19 protein-coding genes are annotated in these 16892 nt (G+C 54.1%); 12 read left to right on the forward strand and 7 right to left on the reverse strand.

All coding sequences use genetic code 11. The features are described 5' to 3' along the window. Positions 1-4 precede the first annotated feature (4 nt). Both C5F52_RS29855 and C5F52_RS03025 read right to left on the reverse strand, forming a co-directional pair. Complete coding sequence (locus tag C5F52_RS29855; RefSeq protein ID WP_161499637.1) at positions 5-172, reverse strand: hypothetical protein; 168 nt, start codon at positions 170-172, stop codon at positions 5-7. 6 nt (positions 173-178) lie between these two features. Then, positions 179-481, reverse strand: a complete 303-nt coding sequence (locus tag C5F52_RS03025; protein WP_104797143.1) for an urease subunit gamma — start codon at positions 479-481, stop codon at positions 179-181. 309 nt (positions 482-790) lie between these two features. On the opposite strand from C5F52_RS03025, the gene urtA reads away from it, so the two are divergent. From urtA to urtE, 5 genes are all read left to right on the forward strand, one after another. Beyond that, complete coding sequence (gene urtA, locus C5F52_RS03030; protein ID WP_104797144.1) at positions 791-2062, forward strand: urea ABC transporter substrate-binding protein; 1272 nt, start codon at positions 791-793, stop codon at positions 2060-2062. A gap of 63 nt (positions 2063-2125) precedes the next feature. Then, positions 2126-3793: an urea ABC transporter permease subunit UrtB gene (gene urtB, locus C5F52_RS03035; RefSeq protein ID WP_236657695.1), complete on the forward strand. Its 1668-nt coding sequence runs from the start codon at positions 2126-2128 to the stop codon at positions 3791-3793. A gap of 1 nt (position 3794) precedes the next feature. After that, complete coding sequence (gene urtC / locus C5F52_RS03040; protein WP_104796826.1) at positions 3795-4925, forward strand: urea ABC transporter permease subunit UrtC; 1131 nt, start codon at positions 3795-3797, stop codon at positions 4923-4925. Continuing rightward, positions 4922-5794, forward strand: coding sequence for an urea ABC transporter ATP-binding protein UrtD (urtD, locus tag C5F52_RS03045; protein ID WP_104796827.1), 873 nt, complete (start codon positions 4922-4924; stop codon positions 5792-5794). The genes urtC and urtD overlap by 4 nt, the downstream gene beginning before the upstream one ends. A 14-nt stretch (positions 5795-5808) precedes the next feature. Continuing rightward, positions 5809-6522 carry an urea ABC transporter ATP-binding subunit UrtE gene (urtE, locus tag C5F52_RS03050; protein ID WP_369951867.1) on the forward strand — a complete coding sequence of 238 codons (714 nt, stop codon included), beginning with the start codon at positions 5809-5811 and terminating at the stop codon, positions 6520-6522. A 4-nt stretch (positions 6523-6526) separates the two neighbouring features. Here urtE and C5F52_RS03055 read toward each other — a convergent pair whose 3' ends face one another. Beyond that, positions 6527-7360: an urease accessory protein UreD gene (locus tag C5F52_RS03055; protein WP_104796828.1), complete on the reverse strand. Its 834-nt coding sequence runs from the start codon at positions 7358-7360 to the stop codon at positions 6527-6529. Between the two features lie 50 nt (positions 7361-7410). Here C5F52_RS03055 and C5F52_RS03060 point away from each other — a divergent pair, with 50 nt between their 5' ends. The 5 genes from C5F52_RS03060 to C5F52_RS03085 all read left to right on the forward strand — a co-directional run bounded on the left by C5F52_RS03060 (position 7411) and on the right by C5F52_RS03085 (position 11458). Further along, positions 7411-8700: a TIGR03862 family flavoprotein gene (locus C5F52_RS03060; protein ID WP_255416345.1), complete on the forward strand. Its 1290-nt coding sequence runs from the start codon at positions 7411-7413 to the stop codon at positions 8698-8700. Between the two features lie 35 nt (positions 8701-8735). Then, the gene (gene panD, locus C5F52_RS03065; protein ID WP_104796829.1) at positions 8736-9140 is read left to right on the forward strand and encodes an aspartate 1-decarboxylase; all 405 of its coding nucleotides are present in this window, start codon (positions 8736-8738) and stop codon (positions 9138-9140) included. A 634-nt stretch (positions 9141-9774) separates the two neighbouring features. Further along, the gene (locus C5F52_RS03075; protein ID WP_104796831.1) at positions 9775-10302 is read left to right on the forward strand and encodes an ankyrin repeat domain-containing protein; all 528 of its coding nucleotides are present in this window, start codon (positions 9775-9777) and stop codon (positions 10300-10302) included. A gap of 9 nt (positions 10303-10311) precedes the next feature. Then, positions 10312-10923 carry an ankyrin repeat domain-containing protein gene (locus C5F52_RS03080; protein ID WP_104796832.1) on the forward strand — a complete coding sequence of 204 codons (612 nt, stop codon included), beginning with the start codon at positions 10312-10314 and terminating at the stop codon, positions 10921-10923. Between the two features lie 31 nt (positions 10924-10954). Next, positions 10955-11458, forward strand: a complete 504-nt coding sequence (locus C5F52_RS03085) for a hypothetical protein (protein ID WP_104796833.1) — start codon at positions 10955-10957, stop codon at positions 11456-11458. Between the two features lie 234 nt (positions 11459-11692). Here the strand turns inward: C5F52_RS03085 and C5F52_RS03090 are convergent, their stop codons facing one another. From C5F52_RS03090 to C5F52_RS03105, 4 genes are read right to left on the reverse strand one after another with little or no spacing between them, the layout of a single operon-like run. After that, positions 11693-12268 carry a YceI family protein gene (locus tag C5F52_RS03090; protein ID WP_104796834.1) on the reverse strand — a complete coding sequence of 192 codons (576 nt, stop codon included), beginning with the start codon at positions 12266-12268 and terminating at the stop codon, positions 11693-11695. A gap of 21 nt (positions 12269-12289) precedes the next feature. After that, positions 12290-12859 (reverse strand): YceI family protein, encoded by a 570-nt coding sequence (locus C5F52_RS03095; protein WP_104796835.1) that lies wholly within the window; start codon positions 12857-12859, stop codon positions 12290-12292. Next, entirely contained in the window at positions 12856-13407 is a 552-nt protein-coding gene (locus tag C5F52_RS03100) for a cytochrome b (protein ID WP_104796836.1), read from the reverse strand. The genes C5F52_RS03095 and C5F52_RS03100 overlap by 4 nt, the downstream gene beginning before the upstream one ends. Before the next feature lie 10 nt (positions 13408-13417). Then, a complete protein-coding gene (locus tag C5F52_RS03105; RefSeq protein ID WP_104796837.1) occupies positions 13418-14209 on the reverse strand; it encodes a class III extradiol ring-cleavage dioxygenase in 792 nt (263 codons plus the stop codon). Positions 14210-14302: 93 nt separating this feature from the next. Between C5F52_RS03105 and C5F52_RS03110 the strand changes: the two genes are divergently transcribed. Both C5F52_RS03110 and C5F52_RS03115 read left to right on the forward strand, forming a co-directional pair. Continuing rightward, positions 14303-15190 carry a LysR family transcriptional regulator gene (locus C5F52_RS03110; RefSeq protein WP_104796838.1) on the forward strand — a complete coding sequence of 296 codons (888 nt, stop codon included), beginning with the start codon at positions 14303-14305 and terminating at the stop codon, positions 15188-15190. A 30-nt stretch (positions 15191-15220) separates the two neighbouring features. Further along, complete coding sequence (locus C5F52_RS03115; protein ID WP_104796839.1) at positions 15221-16807, forward strand: response regulator; 1587 nt, start codon at positions 15221-15223, stop codon at positions 16805-16807. The last annotated feature ends 85 nt before the right edge of the window (positions 16808-16892 follow it).

Here is a 16892-nt window from a genome sequence, read left to right on the forward strand (position 1 = left end):
CGCTTTATTTGTCGCGACCAGTGAACCACCACACCACCGCAGCCGCGACAGCGATGGACACAAAGCCCCACACATCGGTGGCGTGGTAGTGCGAAGCGCCTTCTATGCCGTGGCCTTCGTGGGCCAACACAAGCGTGGGCAACAAAACAAAAAGAGAGAGAAATTTTTTCATAGCGTTTCAAACAATGGGTTGATGCACAGTGACGAGCTTGGTGCCGTCGGGGAAAGTGGCTTCGACTTGGATGTCAGGAATCATTTCGGCCACGCCGTCCATCACGTCGGCACGGGTCAGCACGTTGCGGCCTGCGCTCATGAGTTGCGCCACGGTTTGACCGTCGCGTGCGCCTTCCATCACGGCAGCGCTGATGAGGGCCACGGCCTCGGGGTAGTTGAGCTTCAAGCCACGGGCTTGTCGACGTTCGGCCAACAAGGCGGCAGTGAAGATCAAGAGCTTGTCTTTTTCGCGGGGGGTGAGTTCCATAGTGGTTTTGACTATGCAACTTGCGTGCCCTCTTTTGCGCTGAGCCACACGCACCAAGTGCATGCTTTGGTGCACGAAACCCGTCTTGGTGCACGCATAAGCGCACCGCAAGTCGCGCCACATTGGTGCATTGCCCTTGAATTGAACTGTCTTGGTGCATGGACGCCATGCTTGAAATGTTTCTTATAGCGAAGACATTTTTCGCCTAGGAGAAACGCACGTTGGCACAGGCTTTGCGATGGTTGTTGTGAAGCGCACCGTTACCGCGAGCGCCGAACCAACCCTTAATTTTTGGAGTGAACCCCCATGATGAATCGTCGAGGAAACCTGAAGGCTTTGGCCGCTGCTGCGGCACTGTCCGTTGGCTCATTTGTGATTGCGCCACAAGCGCTGGCCGCTGACACCATCAAAGTGGGCGTGCTGCACAGCTTGTCCGGCACCATGGCCATTTCCGAAACTGTGTTGAAAGACACCGTGCTCATGGCCATCGACGAAATCAACGCCAAGGGCGGCGTGTTGGGCAAGAAGCTCGAACCCGTCGTGGTGGACCCCGCATCGAACTGGCCTTTGTTTGCTGAGAAAACCAAACAACTCATTGGTCAAGACAAAGTGTCTGTCATCTTCGGTTGCTGGACATCGGTGTCTCGCAAATCCGTGTTGCCCGTTGTGGAAGAAATGAATGGCTTGCTGTTCTACCCCGTGCAATACGAAGGTGAAGAGCTCAGCAAAAACGTGTTCTACACCGGTGCTGCGCCCAACCAACAAGCCATCCCTGCCGTGGATTATTTGATGAGCAAAGACGGCGGCGCTGCCAAGCGTTGGGTCTTACTCGGTACCGACTATGTGTACCCACGCACCACCAACAAGATCTTGCGCGCTTACCTCAAGAGCAAAGGCGTGGCCGACAAAGACATCGACGAGAAGTACACACCGTTTGGCCACAGCGATTACCAAACCATCGTGGCTGACATCAAGAAGTTTTCTGCTGGCGGCAAAACTGCCGTGGTGTCCACCATCAACGGTGACTCTAACGTGCCGTTCTACAAAGAACTCGGCAACGCTGGCTTGAAAGCCAAAGACGTGCCCGTGGTTGCCTTCTCGGTGGGTGAAGAAGAACTGCGCGGCGTGGACACCAAGCCTTTGGTCGGTCACTTGGCTGCATGGAACTACTTCATGAGCATCAAGACCCCAGCCAACGACGAGTTCATCAAGAAGTGGTCTGCCTATGCCAAGGCCAAAAACATCGCTGGCCACAAAGACAAGCCTTTGACCAACGACCCGATGGAAGCCACCTACATCGGCATCAACATGTGGAAGCAAGCGGTTGAAAAAGCCAAGTCCACCGACACCGACAAAGTGATTGCCGCCATGGCTGGCCAAACCTTCAAGGCACCCAGCGGCATCGTCAGCAAGATGGATGAGAAAAACCACCACTTGCACAAGTCGGTGTTCATCGGCGAGATCAAGGCCGATGGCCAGTTCAACGTGGTTTGGAAAACACCAGGCCCTGTGAAAGCCAAGCCATGGAGCCCCTTCATAGAAGGCAACGCATCCAAGCCTGATGAGCCAGTAAAGAAGTAAACCTTTCTCCGAGGGATCGACTTGGGGGAGGGCACTGCCCTCCCCTTTTTTATGGGAATTTGGATGACTTGTTTTTCTATTTTGACGCGCATGCCCACGCTGCAACAGCGCAGCGCAGCATGTCGCGGTCTCGTTGTGCGCATCACTTGCGGATTAGCCATTGCCTTGCTCGGTCAATCCAGCGCATGGGCGCTGACCTTGGAGCAAACACGCGCACTCACACTGGGCGACACCGATGCACGCGTGAGCGCTCTGCAAAAAGCACTGGCCTCACCCGACGCACAAACCGCTGCCTTCTTACAAGCCATGGCCGATGACGCCGTGAAAGTGAATGGCACACAGGTGCTGGTGGTGCGCGATGGCAAAGCCACCGACCCCGTGAGTGGTGACGCCACCGACCCCGTGAGTGGTGACGCCACCGCCCTGACCGATACCGCAGAAGACGTGATCAACAACAACCGCATGCGCGGCGAAATTGACGCCGCTTTGTCTGCCTTGCAATTACTCAGCCCAGACGCAGCGTTGCGTGTGCAAGCGGCCAAGTCGGTGCTGAAAGAACCCGACCCAACCAAATTGGCCATGCTTGAAAAAGCACTCGCAAGTGAATCCGACGAAGGCGTGAGAAAACAAATGCTGTTGGCACGCGCTGCGATTTTGTTAAACAGCGACAAGGCTGACGAACGCATGGTTTCGGCCAAAACTTTGGCCGACAGCCAAACCCCCGATACCCAACTTTTGCTCAATCAACGACTAAGCCAAGAAGAAGACAAGCAAGTGCGTGCGCAGTTGCAAACCTCACTGCTCACCATTCAAGCCGCATTGAACTGGGGCGAAAAACTTGGTGCCTTGTTCACGGGCATAAGCTTAGGCTCAATCTTGTTGCTGGTGGCTTTAGGCTTGGCCATCACCTACGGCTTGATGGGTGTGATCAACATGGCGCACGGCGAGCTGATGATGATTGGTGCCTACGCCACCTACGTGGTGCAAGGCTTGTTCCGCCAGTATTTACCTGGCATGTTTGACGCGTATTTGTTGGTGGCCATTCCTGCTTCTTTTCTTGCCGCCGCTTTGGTGGGGGCAGTGCTAGAGCGCTTGGTACTCCGACACTTGTATGGCCGCCCACTCGAAACACTGCTAGCCACTTGGGGCATCAGCTTGGTGTTGATGCAAGGCGTGCGCAGTATTTTTGGTGCGCAAAACGTGGGCGTGGAAAACCCGTCATGGATGAGCGGTGGCGTGCAACTGCTGGCCAACCTCTCGCTGCCCTACAACCGTTTGATCATCATTGGCTTTGCGGTGTTTGTGTTGGTGGGCATGACGCTGTTGATCAGCAAAACACGTTTGGGTTTGTTTGTGCGCGGCGTCACCCAAAACCGTCCCATGGCGTCGGCCTTGGGTGTGAACACCGCACGCATTGACACCTATGCGTTCTCACTTGGTTGCGGCATTGCGGGCTTGGCCGGTTGTGCGCTGAGCCAAATTGGCAACGTGGGGCCAGACCTCGGCCAAAGTTACATCGTTGACGCCTTCATGGTGGTGGTGCTGGGTGGCGTGGGCCAACTGGCCGGCACGGTGTACGCAGCGATGGGTTTGGGCTTGATGAACAAATTGCTCGAAGGCGTGGCCGGTGCCGTGCTGGCCAAGATTGCGGTGTTGGTGTTCATCATCGTGTTCATCCAAAAACGTCCGCAAGGCATCTTTGCCATGAAAGGCCGCAGTGCGGAAGCATGACATGACACACAACACTTCTACTTTGCAACTACCCGAAGCGCCTGCCCTGTTGGGCACCAAAGGCTGGATTCTTTTCTTGGCGGCCTTCATCACCGTCTGCGCCGTGGTGCCCGTACTCAACCTGTGGGTGCCCGCAGACAGCGTGTTCCACATGAGCGACTATGCCGTGGCCTTGGTGGGCAAGATCATGTGCTACGCCATCTGTGCGCTCGCGATGGATTTGATTTGGGGTTACACCGGCATTTTGTCGCTCGGTCACGGTTTGTTCTTTGCGTTGGGTGGCTACGTGATGGGCATGTACCTGATGCGACAAATTGGCACCGATGGCAACTACAAAAGCAACCTGCCCGACTTCATGGTGTTCCTCGATTGGAAAACTTTGCCTTGGCATTGGACCTTCAGCGACAGCTTTGTTGCCACGCTGCTGATGGTGGTGCTGGTGCCCGGTGTGTTGGCCTTTGTGTTTGGCTACTTCGCGTTTCGCTCGCGCATCAAAGGCGTGTACTTCTCCATCATCACGCAGGCCATGACGTTTGCGGCCATGCTGCTGTTCTTCCGCAACGAAACGGGGTTTGGCGGCAACAACGGCTTCACCGATTTCAAACGCATCTTGGACTTGCCCATTGCCACACCGGCCATGCGCATGACTTTGTTTGTACTGACCGGCTGGGCCTTGCTGATGAGCTATTTGTTTGCGCGCTGGTTGGTGCAAAGCAAATTTGGCCGCGTGCTGCAAGCCATTCGCGATGCCGAAAGTCGCGTGATGTTTTCGGGCTACTCGCCCCTGCCCTACAAGCTCACCATCTGGGTCATCTCGGCCGTGATGTGCGGCATTGCCGGTGCTTTGTATGTGCCGCAAGTGGGCATCATCAACCCCAGCGAAATGAGCACCGCCAACTCCATCGAAATCGCGGTGTGGGCCGCAGTCGGTGGACGTGCGTCGCTGATTGGCCCCATCGTGGGTGCGTTTTTGGTCAACGGCATGAAGAGCTGGTTGACGGTGACAGCACCTGAATTTTGGTTGTACTTCTTGGGCGCGTTGTTCATCGGCGTGACGCTGTACATGCCGCAAGGCGTGGTGGGCCTGATACAAAAACTCAGCGCCAAAACAAAAGCAGAGGAGCGCGTATGACCCCCGATCTGTTTGAAGAAGGCACGAAGCGCTTGGCCACACACCAAGCGCGTGCGGTGAGCGATGTCACCTCTGGTGACCGCAGCGCAGGCTATGGCCGCGTGCACGAACCCGGCAGCTTGGACCTGACGCATGGCCGCATCTTGTATTTGGAAGATGTGCATGTGAGCTTTGATGGTTTCAAAGCCATCAACGGTTTGTCGCTCGACATTGCGCCGGGTGAGCTACGCTGCATCATCGGCCCCAACGGCGCGGGCAAGACCACGATGATGGACATCATCACCGGCAAAACCAAACCCGATTCGGGTCAAGTGTTCTTTGGCAGCACCATCGACTTGCTGCGCCACAACGAACCCGAAATTGCACAGCTGGGCATTGGCCGCAAGTTTCAAAAACCAACCGTATTCGAGCACCTAAGCGTGTTTGAAAACCTAGAGCTGGCTTTGAAAACCCACAAGGGTGTGGCAGCCTCCATGTTCTTCAAACTCAACGGCACGCAACGCGACCGCCTGAGCGAAGTGCTGCACACCATTCACCTAGAAGACAGCGTCAACGACCAAGCCGGCAACCTGAGCCATGGCCAGAAACAATGGCTGGAGATTGGCATGCTACTGATGCAAGACCCCAAACTCTTGCTGCTCGACGAGCCCGTGGCTGGCATGACCGACTTTGAAACCGAGCGCACCGCAGAACTTTTCTTGACCCTCAAAGGCAAGCACTCGCTGATGGTGGTGGAGCACGACATGAGCTTCATCAACACCATCTCCGACATCGTCACCGTGCTGTGCGACGGCTCGGTGTTGGCACAAGGCACGTTGGCACAAGTGCAAGCCGACGAGCGCGTGATTGAGGTGTACCTAGGCCGCTAACTCTGATGTTGACTATGCAAACACACGACACACCTATTCTTCAAGCCACCCACATCAACCAGTTCTACGGCGGCTCACACATCCTGCGCGATGTGAGCTTTGAGGCCAACCTAGGCCGCATCACTGTGCTGTTGGGTCGCAACGGCGTGGGCAAAACCACACTGCTCAAATCACTGATGGGCGCCGTGCCCATTCGTGATGGCAGCATCACCTTCAACGGTCAATCCATCGAGCGTGCCGCGCCTTACGAACGTGCACGCGCAGGCATTGGCTATGTGCCACAAGGCCGCGAAATTTTTGCGCGCCTGACCGTCGAAGACAACTTGCGCATGGGCCTCGCCACGCAACCCGCAGGTACAGACATTCCGGCTGAGTTGTTTGAACTGTTCCCTGTGCTGAAACAAATGCTGCATCGCCGCGGCGGTGATTTGTCAGGCGGTCAACAACAGCAACTGGCCATTGCAAGGGCATTGGCATCAGGCCCCAAGTTGTTGGTGTTGGATGAGCCGACAGAAGGTATTCAGCCGAGCATCATCAAAGACATTGGCCGCGTCATTCGCATGTTGGCCAGTCGTGGCGACATGGCCATTTTGCTGTGCGAACAGTATTACGACTTTGCTGAAGAGCTGGCTGATGACTACTTGGTGATGGAACGCGGCGAGGTGATTGCGCGCGGATTGGGCTCGGATATGCAGCGGGATAACGTGCATCAGTTGGTTGCTATCTAAAAACCTACATAGACCAAATACGCGGCGGCACATCCGACATGCCCCACATGCCGCGTCGCCACGAAGCCCAAACCCCACGCAACAAATTCTGCGCAGGCTCCACCAACGGCGACAAGGTACGCAACACCACCACACGCGGATGCGGCGATGTGACACCCGCCACCAAGCCCGCAGGTGCAACTTCGGTCAGTTCACGCGCCAAGGTCAGCGCGAAATCACGCCGGTCACGCGGCAAATCGGCCCCACACGCAAACACCAAAGTGGCCATGCATCGCTGCTTGGCCAAACCCAAAGGGCCATCCATCAAACGTGCGTCTTGCGCGTCAATCAAACCGCGCTCTAGCCACACACCCGACACCTCCATGTGCTGCTGCAACTGGCCACGCTCAAAAGGCAATTTTGCATTCGGCAAACCCAGCGCCGTGATGTCCCATGCCATCATCTCTGCGGAGGGAGCTAAATCAAACACCGCATGGTTCAACCCGTGACAGCCGTTGTAGGCAATGGTCTCAAGTGGCAGCCACTCTAAGCGTGCGCCCTCACACACATGCGCTTTGACTTGTTGCGTGGCCAAGCCTTGTTCGCTTCTGTAAAAACGTGTCGCCCCTGGCGTGGTCAACAACGCATGTGTGCCAGCGCCCAAGTTCAGCTGAATGTCCAACACGTCGCCGCCTACCAAACCACTGGGCGGGTGCACCAGCACGTTGTGGCACACCGCATCACCTTCGGGGTAGAGGCTTTGCAACACACGCAGCGGGCCCTCGTGTTCGAACTTGGCCACCGTGCGCTCCGCGCTAAGGGTGTAGTCGAGTTTGAGATGTGCGTGCCAACCAGTCATGCGTTGATTTTCGCTCACGATGCAGGGTATTCGCCGCCTACACTTAGGGTGTGACTACAAATACAAACCAAAAAATCGCCGTCATTGGCGCAGGCCCCGCCGGCCTGATGGCCGCTGAAATGCTCAGCGCTGCAGGCGTAAACGTGCATGTGTATGACGCCATGCCTTCGGTGGGCCGCAAGTTTTTGCTGGCAGGCTTGGGTGGGCTCAACCTCACGCATGCCGAGCCTTTTGACATCTTCACCACCCGCTACGCTGAGCGCAGTGAGGCTTGCGCTGCTTGGCTCAAAACATTCGATGCCACTGCCATTTGCGAATGGGTCAAGGGCCTAGGCTTGGACACGTTTGTTGGCAGCTCGCAGCGCATTTTCCCCACCGACATGAAAGCCGCACCGCTGCTGCGCGCGTGGCTGCATCGCTTGCGCCATCCCACACAGGGCGTGCCCGTGACCTTTCACATGCGCCACCGTTGGAACGGTGCGTTGCAACACGCGGACAAAAAATTCACATTGAGCTTTGACACGCCGCAAGGGGCACAGACGGCGCAGGCCGATGCCGTGCTGTTGGCACTGGGCGGTGGCAGTTGGGCCAAGCTCGGGTCGGACGGCGCATGGCAACCGTGGGTGAGTGCCTTGGGCATTGACGTATCGCCGCTGCGCCCCAGCAACTGCGGCTTTGATGTGCAAGGCCGCGATGGCCACACCGGCTGGAGCAGCCACTTGTCAGGCCAGTTTGCGGGCACACCGCTCAAGTCTGTGGCTTTGTCGTTCACCGACAGCGTGGGCAACACTTTCAGCCGTCGCGGCGAGTTTGTGGTCACGGCCACGGGCGTGGAAGGCAATTTGGTTTACGCCGCCTCTGCATTGTTGCGCGACGAAATGGCACGCAGCGGCACAGCCACCTTGCACTTGGATCTCAAGCCCGACTTCACGCCAGAGCGCGTGTTGGCCGAGGTGTCGCACCCGCGTGGCACGCGCTCGCTCAGCAGCCATTTGAAAAGCCGCCTCAACCTCACGGCCTTGCATTTGGGCCTGCTGCACGAAGTGCTGAGCAAAGACGCCATGCACAACCCCGCGCAACTGGCAGCGGCCATCAAGCATCTGCCCATCACGCTGGCGGCCACCCGCCCCATGGACGAAGCGATCAGCAGCGCAGGCGGTGTGCGCCTAGAAGCACTGGACGCGCACCTGATGGCCAGCGCCCTGCCCGGCCTGTTTGTAGCCGGTGAAATGCTGGACTGGGAAGCCCCCACGGGCGGCTACCTACTGAGCGCATGTTTAGCCAGTGGCCGCGTGGCGGGCTTAGGTGCAGCGCGGCTCTTGGGCCATTGCGCTTTATGATTAGGGCATTGCTTAGTTTTTAAATCGTTCTCACCATGTTCCGCACCCTCCTCAAATCGAAGATCCACCGCGTTGCCACCACACAGTGCGAACTCCACTACGAAGGCTCCTGCGCCATCGACGAAAACCTGCTGGACGCAGCCAACATTTGTGAGAACGAACAAGTCCACATCTGGAACATCAACAACGGCGAGCGCTTCATCACTTACGCCATCAAAGGTGAACGTGGTTCGGGCATGATTTCGGTCAACGGCTCTGCCGCACGTCGCGCCAGCGTGGGCGACTTGTTGATCATTGCGTCATTCGCTCAAGTTCACGAAGACCAAGTGGCCACCCATGAACCACAACTCGTGTTTGTGGATGAGCACAACCAGCAAGTGGGTTTGCGTCACCATGTGCCAACGCAGGCTGCGCCGGGGCATGGGACGGATGAGTGTTGAGCTGAATTCACTCTGCCCCTCCACATAAAAACGCACGATCTAAACATCGTGCGTTTTGCTTTGTGGACTTAGAAGATCTAGTTTGCCGACTATTTTTTGGCTGGTGCTGGGCGTGAGTGTCGATTAAATCTACGCTTGCCCTTGAGCGTTACTGCGGTAACGGTCGAAACCCTTAAGTTAAGGTTTTGCACGATAACAGCCGACCTGCGTTTGAATGCCGCGTCAGCTAGTCTGTACAGCCCAAGTCGTTTTAGCGTTGCACAGCGCTGGTCTGGTCTGGTCTGGTCTGGTCTGGTCTGGTCTGGCAGATAGTTGAGCGTTACAGCTGTAACGATTGGCTGGAGTGAAAAGTTTAATTTAAGTATTGGCTGGCTTGGGTGAGGTTCAATAGAATGATTGAAATGATAAAATTTTTTCGGAACTAGCGATGGACACGTCACTTAAGCAGCTTTTAGCATTGTGGGATTTGTACAAGAATGAAACGGCATTCACTGTTCCTGACAACCTTTTACATTCACCCGACGGTTGGCAATGGTTTACTCAAGTGGAAACTAAGCCAGTCCTTCACAAGTTCAACGACACAGCATTGCAGCTCATCAAGAACTCGACGAAAATGATCTGAAGGACATAACGCATGACGCTCTTCAGTAAATTGCCTTTCATCACAGCAAAGAACAACAAGTCTGCTTTATTTCTTTTGGCAGCATTGACGCCTTTTTTAGCCACAGCAAGGGATGGCAATTTATTAGAGGCCGCTGTGATTGGAGGGGCGCAAGGAACAATCATAGGCGTCGCTGCAATTATTTACTTTATGGTCTGGAAGCCGTTCAAAAGTTGGCTGGGTAAAAGAAATACAACCAAGCAAATCGAAAAACAGCAGCTCACTGCACTCATGCTTGCAGCAGCTGAAGGCGACGACATAGAAGTTGAAAAACTAATTAAGCAAGGTCGTGATGTAAACGAAGCGGGAAAGTCGGGCGAAACTGCACTGATGCTTGCGGCAAAAAATGACAAACGCTCTACCGTACGGCTTCTGTTAGTAAATGGTGCAAATCCAAACGCGATGACGACAAAAGGCAACACAGCACGTGACATTGCTAAAAAACAGGGACATGCTTACGTTGTTGATATTTTGGTTGATGCAGAAACCGTGACGCACTAAGGACTGGTAATGGCTGGCTTGATCGTATTCTTATTAATGGGTGCTCCGTTTGCACTCGTTGTATTCAAATTTCAGGTGTTTACCTCAACTCGACTTCAGTTCCTAGGAGCAATTTGTATTTTGCTACCGTTACTGATAATTTCACAAAACAATCTTTTTATGTGGCTGCCCTTGGCGTTGCTGATGGTGGCGATTGGCACTAGGTGCAACGCTTTGAAGATTAGTAACACATGGCGTTTATTGATGACGTTTCTACCTGTCGTTGCGATGATTGCTATTCCTTACTTTTTAATTAAAGGCGGCGTGGGACTTGCAAGGATATTTCTGCTTTCAGCAGACGGGGACTATGAAGGTGTACGTGAGTTACTTAGCAAAGGTGTCGATGTAAACACAACAGACAATAAAGGTGCAACGCCATTGTTTTATGCTGCAAGAAACGGCCGCATTGATCTAATCGAGTTACTGTTAAAAAATGGTGCTAACCCTGCAATTAAGTTAGAAAGCGGCTCAACAGCTGAGGACATTGCCGCATTACACAATCAACACAAAGCAGCAGAAGTTTTGCGTAAATCTTTGCTTTACTCTGCTAGCAAATCAACACCGCTAGTTCAAAGTTTCTAACATCCATCTAATTTTTATTTGAAAAATAAATATGACTGATAGCTTGTATGAAAATTTGAATCAACTAGAGAGTGATGAGCTGGTTTATAAAATCAGCCACTCCATGCTTACTCGAGAAGCACACAAAATTGCACTTGAGTTGCTAGCTCAGCGTGGAGTGAATGTGGCTGGTTTAGCAGAACTTCCTAACGAAGAGATTGGCGCAAGAACTTATGGTGTTGCAAGCGAGGAAGAACAAGAAATTAACAAGAATACCTTCGCAAATTTTTTCTTGTTGCTAGCGCTACCCCTTTTCGAATTAGCCCTTATGGGCGGGGGCAGTCACTACGCCTCAAGAAGTGGTTTGTTAATGGGTATTGTCATTGCCTCCGTTACTTTCACACTGGCATTTATCACTATGAAGCTGTCATACCAACAGCTATTCCATAAGGTTGACAAACTAAACACTGTGGCGAAAACATCCAGCTATGGAACTTCGCTGCTAATAACTGGTGGATTTACATTGATCTTGCTTTTTTCAATTCTTAACAAGTAAATCAAATGTTAGTTTGCAAACTAGTTTTTCCACTGCTGAGCGTGAGTGTCGATTACATCTACGCTTGCCATGAACGTTACTGCGGTAACGGTGTGGGTTAAAAACTGGCATTCCCCCAAATCTCTAGACTCTATTGAGAGAACGGCAATTTCGACAGCCTGTCACCTATTGCTGCTTTGAACTGTAAAAGGCCCGCTCATTCCTGAGCGGGCCTTTTGCATTGAGTACAGCTGATTACTGAGCCATGGCTTCAATAGCGATGTCGATGCGCACGTCGTCACCCACATAAGGTGCGAACTTGCCAGCGTTGAATTCGCTGCGCTTGATCACGGTGAACGCGTTGGCGCCCAAGGCTGGCTTTTTCATCATGGGGTGAGGCATGGCTTGGAAGCTGGTAACGGTCAGTGTCACAGGCTTGGTCACGCCTTTGATGGTGAGCTGGCCTTCGATGAGTTGCGGCTTGTCGCCTTCAAAGATCACCTTGGTGGATTTGAAGGTGGCTTGTGGAAACTTAGCGGTGTCCAAGAAGTCTTCGCCTTGGATGTGTTCGTTGAAATCAGCAAAGCCAGTGCTGACCGATTTCATGTCGATGACGATGTCCACCGAGCCTTTTTTGGCTTCTGCATCAAACACCACTTTGCCAGTGGTTTTGCTGAAGCTGCTCAACTGTGTGGAGTAGCCAAAGTGTGAGTACGAGAAACGTGGGAAGGTGTGTGTGCCGTCCACGCCGTAAGTCACAGGTGCGGCCACGGCAGATGCCAATGCGCCAGTGAATGCCAAAGCGGCGGCGATGCGTTTGATTGATTTCATTTGAAAGTTCCTTTTGAAAAGTTATTTGCCAGAAATGGCGGAGAGTTGAAAATTAACTTGGATGTCGTTGGCCACCACATCAAACTTAGCCCACATGCCTTCGCCAATCGCAAAGTCTGCGCGGCGCATGACAAAGCCACCGGTGAACACACCTGCGTTGCCTTGTGCAACCAGCTTGAGCGGAAATTTGATGTCTTGGCTTTTACCTTTGATGGTGAGCACGCCTGTCACGTCAAACTGATTCGCGCCGTTGGCTTTGATATGTTTGGCAACAAACGTGGCCTTAGGAAACGCTTTGACGTTGAACCAAGTCTTGCCCACCACTTCGTCATCGGCGTCGCTTGAGCCCGCGTCAATGCTGGCGAGGTCAATCTCGATGTCTGCCTTGGCGGCAGCAGGCTTGGCAGGATCAAAGCTGAGCTGGGCTACAAACTTATTGAAGCGACCATCCATGGCCACGCCCATTTGTTTGTATTGAAACGTGACTTTGCTTTTCTCGGGCTGGATGGTTTTGTATTCCACGGCGCTGGCGGTCATTGCCACGCCCATGGTCAACACGGTGCTGAGTAAAAAGGTCGAGAGGTGTTTCATGTGTTGTCCTTCGGTGTGCTGCGTGTGGGCAGCATGCGTTTCAAAATATCGTCTTTGTCTATCCAGTGGTGTTTCAGGGCTGCGGCCACATGGCCTGCCAACAAGAACAGCAGCACAAAGTTCAGCGCCTCGTGCACTTCACGTAGCAAGTGGCCCAGCTCTTTGTCTTTCTCTAACAAGTCGGGCAAGGGCAGCACGCCAAACCAAACGGTAGGCACGCCTTTGGCAGAACTCATCAACCAGCCCGACACGGGAATGACGATCATCAAACCGTACAAAGCGGCATGGCCCAGATGCGCCACGGCTTTGACCAGCGGCGACATGGTGCTGGGGTAAGCAGGCGGCGGGTTGAGCACGCGCCACACCAAGCGCAACCACACGAGCACGAACACGCTCACGCCGGCCCATTTGTGCCAAGAGTAGTACTGCAACTTTTCTGGCGACAAAGGCATGTCGGTCATCACAAAGCCCAAAGCGATGAGGCCTGCAAAAACAAGTGCCATGCCCCAATGGAACAGTTTGGCAGTGGTGGTGTAAGTCGTGTTCATGTGCGGTTCCTCAATTCACAAAGGCATAGCCGTCCATGGCGATGACGTAGTCACTCACACCACGGTAAAAGGCTTGGGGCGTAGCGCCAACACCTGCGGCACCCAGCGCCACGTACAGCGGCAACAAATGGTCTTCACTCGGATGGGCTTGTCGGCCTTCGGCGGACAGTTGGCGGTAGTTGAGCAAAGCGCTCACATCATGGGCGCTTAATTTCTCAGCCACCCAATCGGCAAACTGGTGCACATAGGCAGGGGTTTGGCCGTGGGTCGATGCGGCCACATGCCAGTCGCGCAAGTTGTGCGTGATGTTGCCGGAGGCAATCACCCAAATGTTTTTCGCAGCCAACCCTGACAGGGCTTGGCCCACGCGAAACGCGTGCTCGGGTCCTGCATGGGTTTGCATGGACAAGGGCACGATGGGCACATCGGCATCGGGGAACATTTGGCGCAAGGGTTGCCACGCGCCGTGGTCCAAGCCGTGCTGGCTGCTGTCGTCCACGTCCATGCCTGCGTTGCGCAAGGCAGTGGCGACTTCTTTGGCCACTTCTGGGCAGCCCGTGGCTGGGTATTGAATTTTGTACAACGCTTCGGGGAAGCCATGAAAGTCGTGGATGGTTTCCAGCTGCGTGGCCACGCTGACGGTGGGGATGCGGGTGTCCCAATGCGGGCTCACCACCACGATGGCACGCGGGGTGGGCAGCTTTTGCACCATCTCCGACATGGCTGCGCCCGCCGCACCTGGGTTCAGGGCAAAGGTGGGAGCGCCGTGCGGCACAAAGAGGACATTGCGAAAGGTCTGCATACGAGTGATTGGGTTTGGAGCACGTAATGTAGAAATGATTCGTGAATAGAAAAAGCACCCAATCCTCAATTATTTGTTGCAAAATTAGCAACAATGGACAAACTCAATGCAATGCAACTTTTTGTGCGGGTGGCAGAAACCGGCAGCTTCACCGCCGTGGCGGACCAACTGGATGTGGCGCGCTCGGTTGTGACCCGACAAATCTCGGCGCTCGAAACACAACTGGGCATCAAGCTGATGACGCGCAGCACGCGCAGCCTCACGCTCACCACCGCTGGCTCTGCTTACCTTGAAAAATGTCGCGTCATCTTGAACATGGTGGACGCCGCCGAGTCGAGCTTGCTGGAAGAAAAAACCGAGCCGCGTGGTCGCATCCGTTTGGGCTTGCCGTTGAGTTTTGGTTTGCAGCGCCTCATGCCTGCACTGCTGGAGTTTGCGCAAACGCATTCGCACATTGAATTGGTGATGGATTTTTCAGACCGGCGCAGCAAGCTGATTGAAGAAGGCATTGATGTGTCGATTCGCATCACCAGCCGTTTAGAGCCAGGCGACATCGTGCGCAAATTGGGTGAGTCGCGTTTGCTCACCGTGGCCTCGCCACAATACTTGGCAGAACACAGCCGCCCCAAACACCCACGCGATTTGACGCAGCACGCGTGCTTGGTGTATTCGCAAGACTTTCAATCGACCTCGTGGGGCTACCGCTCAAAAGACGGCGATGTGAATGTGCCCATTCGCCCTCGCCTAGCAGCCAACAACGGCGAAGCTTTGCTGCAAGCCGCGGCGCAAGGCCTGGGCATCACACGTCCACCTGACTTCATGGCGCAACCCTATTTAGACAACGGCAGTGTGGTCGCGGTGTTAACAAAGTTTGAGCCTGTGCCACTGGGCATTTATGCCGTGCTGCCCAGCAACCGGTACATCCCACACCGTGTGTCGGTGTTGATTGATTTCCTCGCGCACGCCTTGCGTTCAAATTAAACTGCCGCCACTTTCTCTGGACCACACCGCATGCCAAGCACTTTGCATCTTGACCATCGTTCGCACCATTTGGCTGAACAGCGCCACCGTTTGTTGGCGGACTATGCCAACGATGTGATTTGGACCATGAGCCTAGACGGTGCCATCACTTACATCAGCCCTGCGGTATTTCAGCTGCGTGGGCTCACGCCTGAAGAGGCCATGGTGCAGCCTTTGGACCAAACCTTGACACCTTCATCGCAAGCCGTGTCTGGTCAATATTTTGTTGACTTACTGACGGCGGCACAAAAGGGCGAAACGTTGCCCAACTTCAAAGGCAACATGGAGTACTACCGCAAAGATGGTTCGACGTTTTGGACCGAAGTGCTGGCGTTTCCACTGACAGAGGCCGATGGCACGTTGATTGAAATTTTGGGTGTCACACGCGACATCAGCGCACGCAAGCTGTATGAAGACCAACTCAAAGCTGCACTTGAGACTGCAGAAAAAGCCAACCAAGCAAAAAGTGAATTTGTGGCACACATCAGCCATGAGGTGCGCACCCCCATGACGGCCTTGTTGACATACATGGAACAGGCCATACAGAGTGCCGATCGCACCGAACAACGCGAGCTGCTAGAAAAAGCACGCACATCGGGTGACCTGTTGCTGCACCTCATCAACGACATTCTGGATTTTTCAAAAATTGAATCAGGCAAGCTGAGTATCAAAACCGACGCGTTTGTGCTGAGCGAAGTCACCCAAGCAGTGACCGACCTTGTGGCACCCACGGCACAAACCAAAGGCTTGAATTATTCGGTGGTGTTTGAGCTCGATGCACAAACACGGTCGCTGGGCGATGCGCCACGACTGACACAAGCTCTGCTGAACTTAGTCAGCAATGCGGTGAAGTTCACAGACCAAGGTTTTGTGCGTCTTCACGTGGCAGAAGTCGCAAGCAGCGCCACCGAAGTGACCTTGAAATTTTCTGTGCAGGACTCGGGACCAGGCTTGAGCCCTGAAATGTGTGAGCGTGTGTTTGAGCGTTTTGTGCAAGGCGAGCACAGCAAGACATCGCACACGAACGGCACCGGCTTGGGTCTACCGATTTGTAGGCAATTGGCGCAATTGATGCATGGCGACGCAGGGGTCACGTCAGCGCCTGGAGAGGGTTCAACGTTTTGGTTCACCGCTGTCGTGTCAAAGCAGGTGGGCACCTCTGTGCAGCACGCACCTGCTGATACATACGCAACCCGCCGCGACCTCACCAGCCTTCGCGTGTTGATCGTGGATGACGACGATGCCGTGCGCGATGCCATGTACCGCTTGCTCAAAAGCAATGGCATGCAAGTGGACTTCGCCACCGATGGGCACACGGCGCTGAACAAACTCAATGCCCAGCATTACGATCTGCTGCTGGCCGATGTGCGCATGCCCGACATGGATGGCATTGAGCTGACGCAAGTGCTGCGCCAAGTCGCCAAATCACCCATCAAAATCATTGGCGTTTCGGCGGGGGCTTTGGACGAAGATCGTCAAGCCTGCCTCGACGCCGGCATGAATGACCACTTGTCAAAACCGTTCAAGGCAAACGACTTGTTGAACAAAATTCAATTTCATGCCTTTGTGAAAAATTAACCTGAAGAAATTAAATACGCCCTATTTTTTAAAAAATAGGAACGTTTTTTAATGCCTATTTTCAAACGTGATTTCAACTGTGCCT

The organism is Limnohabitans sp. TS-CS-82 (genome assembly GCF_002943475.1).

Excerpts from the sequence above, each read along its gene's own strand:
- C5F52_RS03110 (WP_104796838.1), top strand. The coding sequence starts at position 14,303 with ATGGACAAACTCAATGCAATGCAACTTTTTGTGCGGGTGGCAGAAACC.
- urtC (WP_104796826.1), top strand. The coding sequence starts at position 3,795 with ATGACACACAACACTTCTACTTTGCAACTACCCGAAGCGCCTGCCCTG.
- urtD (WP_104796827.1), top strand. The coding sequence starts at position 4,922 with ATGACCCCCGATCTGTTTGAAGAAGGCACGAAGCGCTTGGCCACACAC.
- C5F52_RS03025 (WP_104797143.1), bottom strand. The coding sequence starts at position 481 with ATGGAACTCACCCCCCGCGAAAAAGACAAGCTCTTGATCTTCACTGCC.
- C5F52_RS03080 (WP_104796832.1), top strand. The coding sequence starts at position 10,312 with ATGGCTGGCTTGATCGTATTCTTATTAATGGGTGCTCCGTTTGCACTC.
- C5F52_RS03075 (WP_104796831.1), top strand. The coding sequence starts at position 9,775 with ATGACGCTCTTCAGTAAATTGCCTTTCATCACAGCAAAGAACAACAAG.
- C5F52_RS03085 (WP_104796833.1), top strand. The coding sequence starts at position 10,955 with ATGACTGATAGCTTGTATGAAAATTTGAATCAACTAGAGAGTGATGAG.
- urtB (WP_236657695.1), top strand. The coding sequence starts at position 2,126 with ATGACTTGTTTTTCTATTTTGACGCGCATGCCCACGCTGCAACAGCGC.
- C5F52_RS03090 (WP_104796834.1), bottom strand. The coding sequence starts at position 12,268 with ATGAAATCAATCAAACGCATCGCCGCCGCTTTGGCATTCACTGGCGCA.
- C5F52_RS03055 (WP_104796828.1), bottom strand. The coding sequence starts at position 7,360 with ATGACTGGTTGGCACGCACATCTCAAACTCGACTACACCCTTAGCGCG.
- C5F52_RS03115 (WP_104796839.1), top strand. The coding sequence starts at position 15,221 with ATGCCAAGCACTTTGCATCTTGACCATCGTTCGCACCATTTGGCTGAA.
- C5F52_RS29855 (WP_161499637.1), bottom strand. The coding sequence starts at position 172 with ATGAAAAAATTTCTCTCTCTTTTTGTTTTGTTGCCCACGCTTGTGTTG.
- panD (WP_104796829.1), top strand. The coding sequence starts at position 8,736 with ATGTTCCGCACCCTCCTCAAATCGAAGATCCACCGCGTTGCCACCACA.
- C5F52_RS03105 (WP_104796837.1), bottom strand. The coding sequence starts at position 14,209 with ATGCAGACCTTTCGCAATGTCCTCTTTGTGCCGCACGGCGCTCCCACC.
- urtA (WP_104797144.1), top strand. The coding sequence starts at position 791 with ATGAATCGTCGAGGAAACCTGAAGGCTTTGGCCGCTGCTGCGGCACTG.
- C5F52_RS03095 (WP_104796835.1), bottom strand. The coding sequence starts at position 12,859 with ATGAAACACCTCTCGACCTTTTTACTCAGCACCGTGTTGACCATGGGC.
- urtE (WP_369951867.1), top strand. The coding sequence starts at position 5,809 with ATGCAAACACACGACACACCTATTCTTCAAGCCACCCACATCAACCAG.
- C5F52_RS03100 (WP_104796836.1), bottom strand. The coding sequence starts at position 13,407 with ATGAACACGACTTACACCACCACTGCCAAACTGTTCCATTGGGGCATG.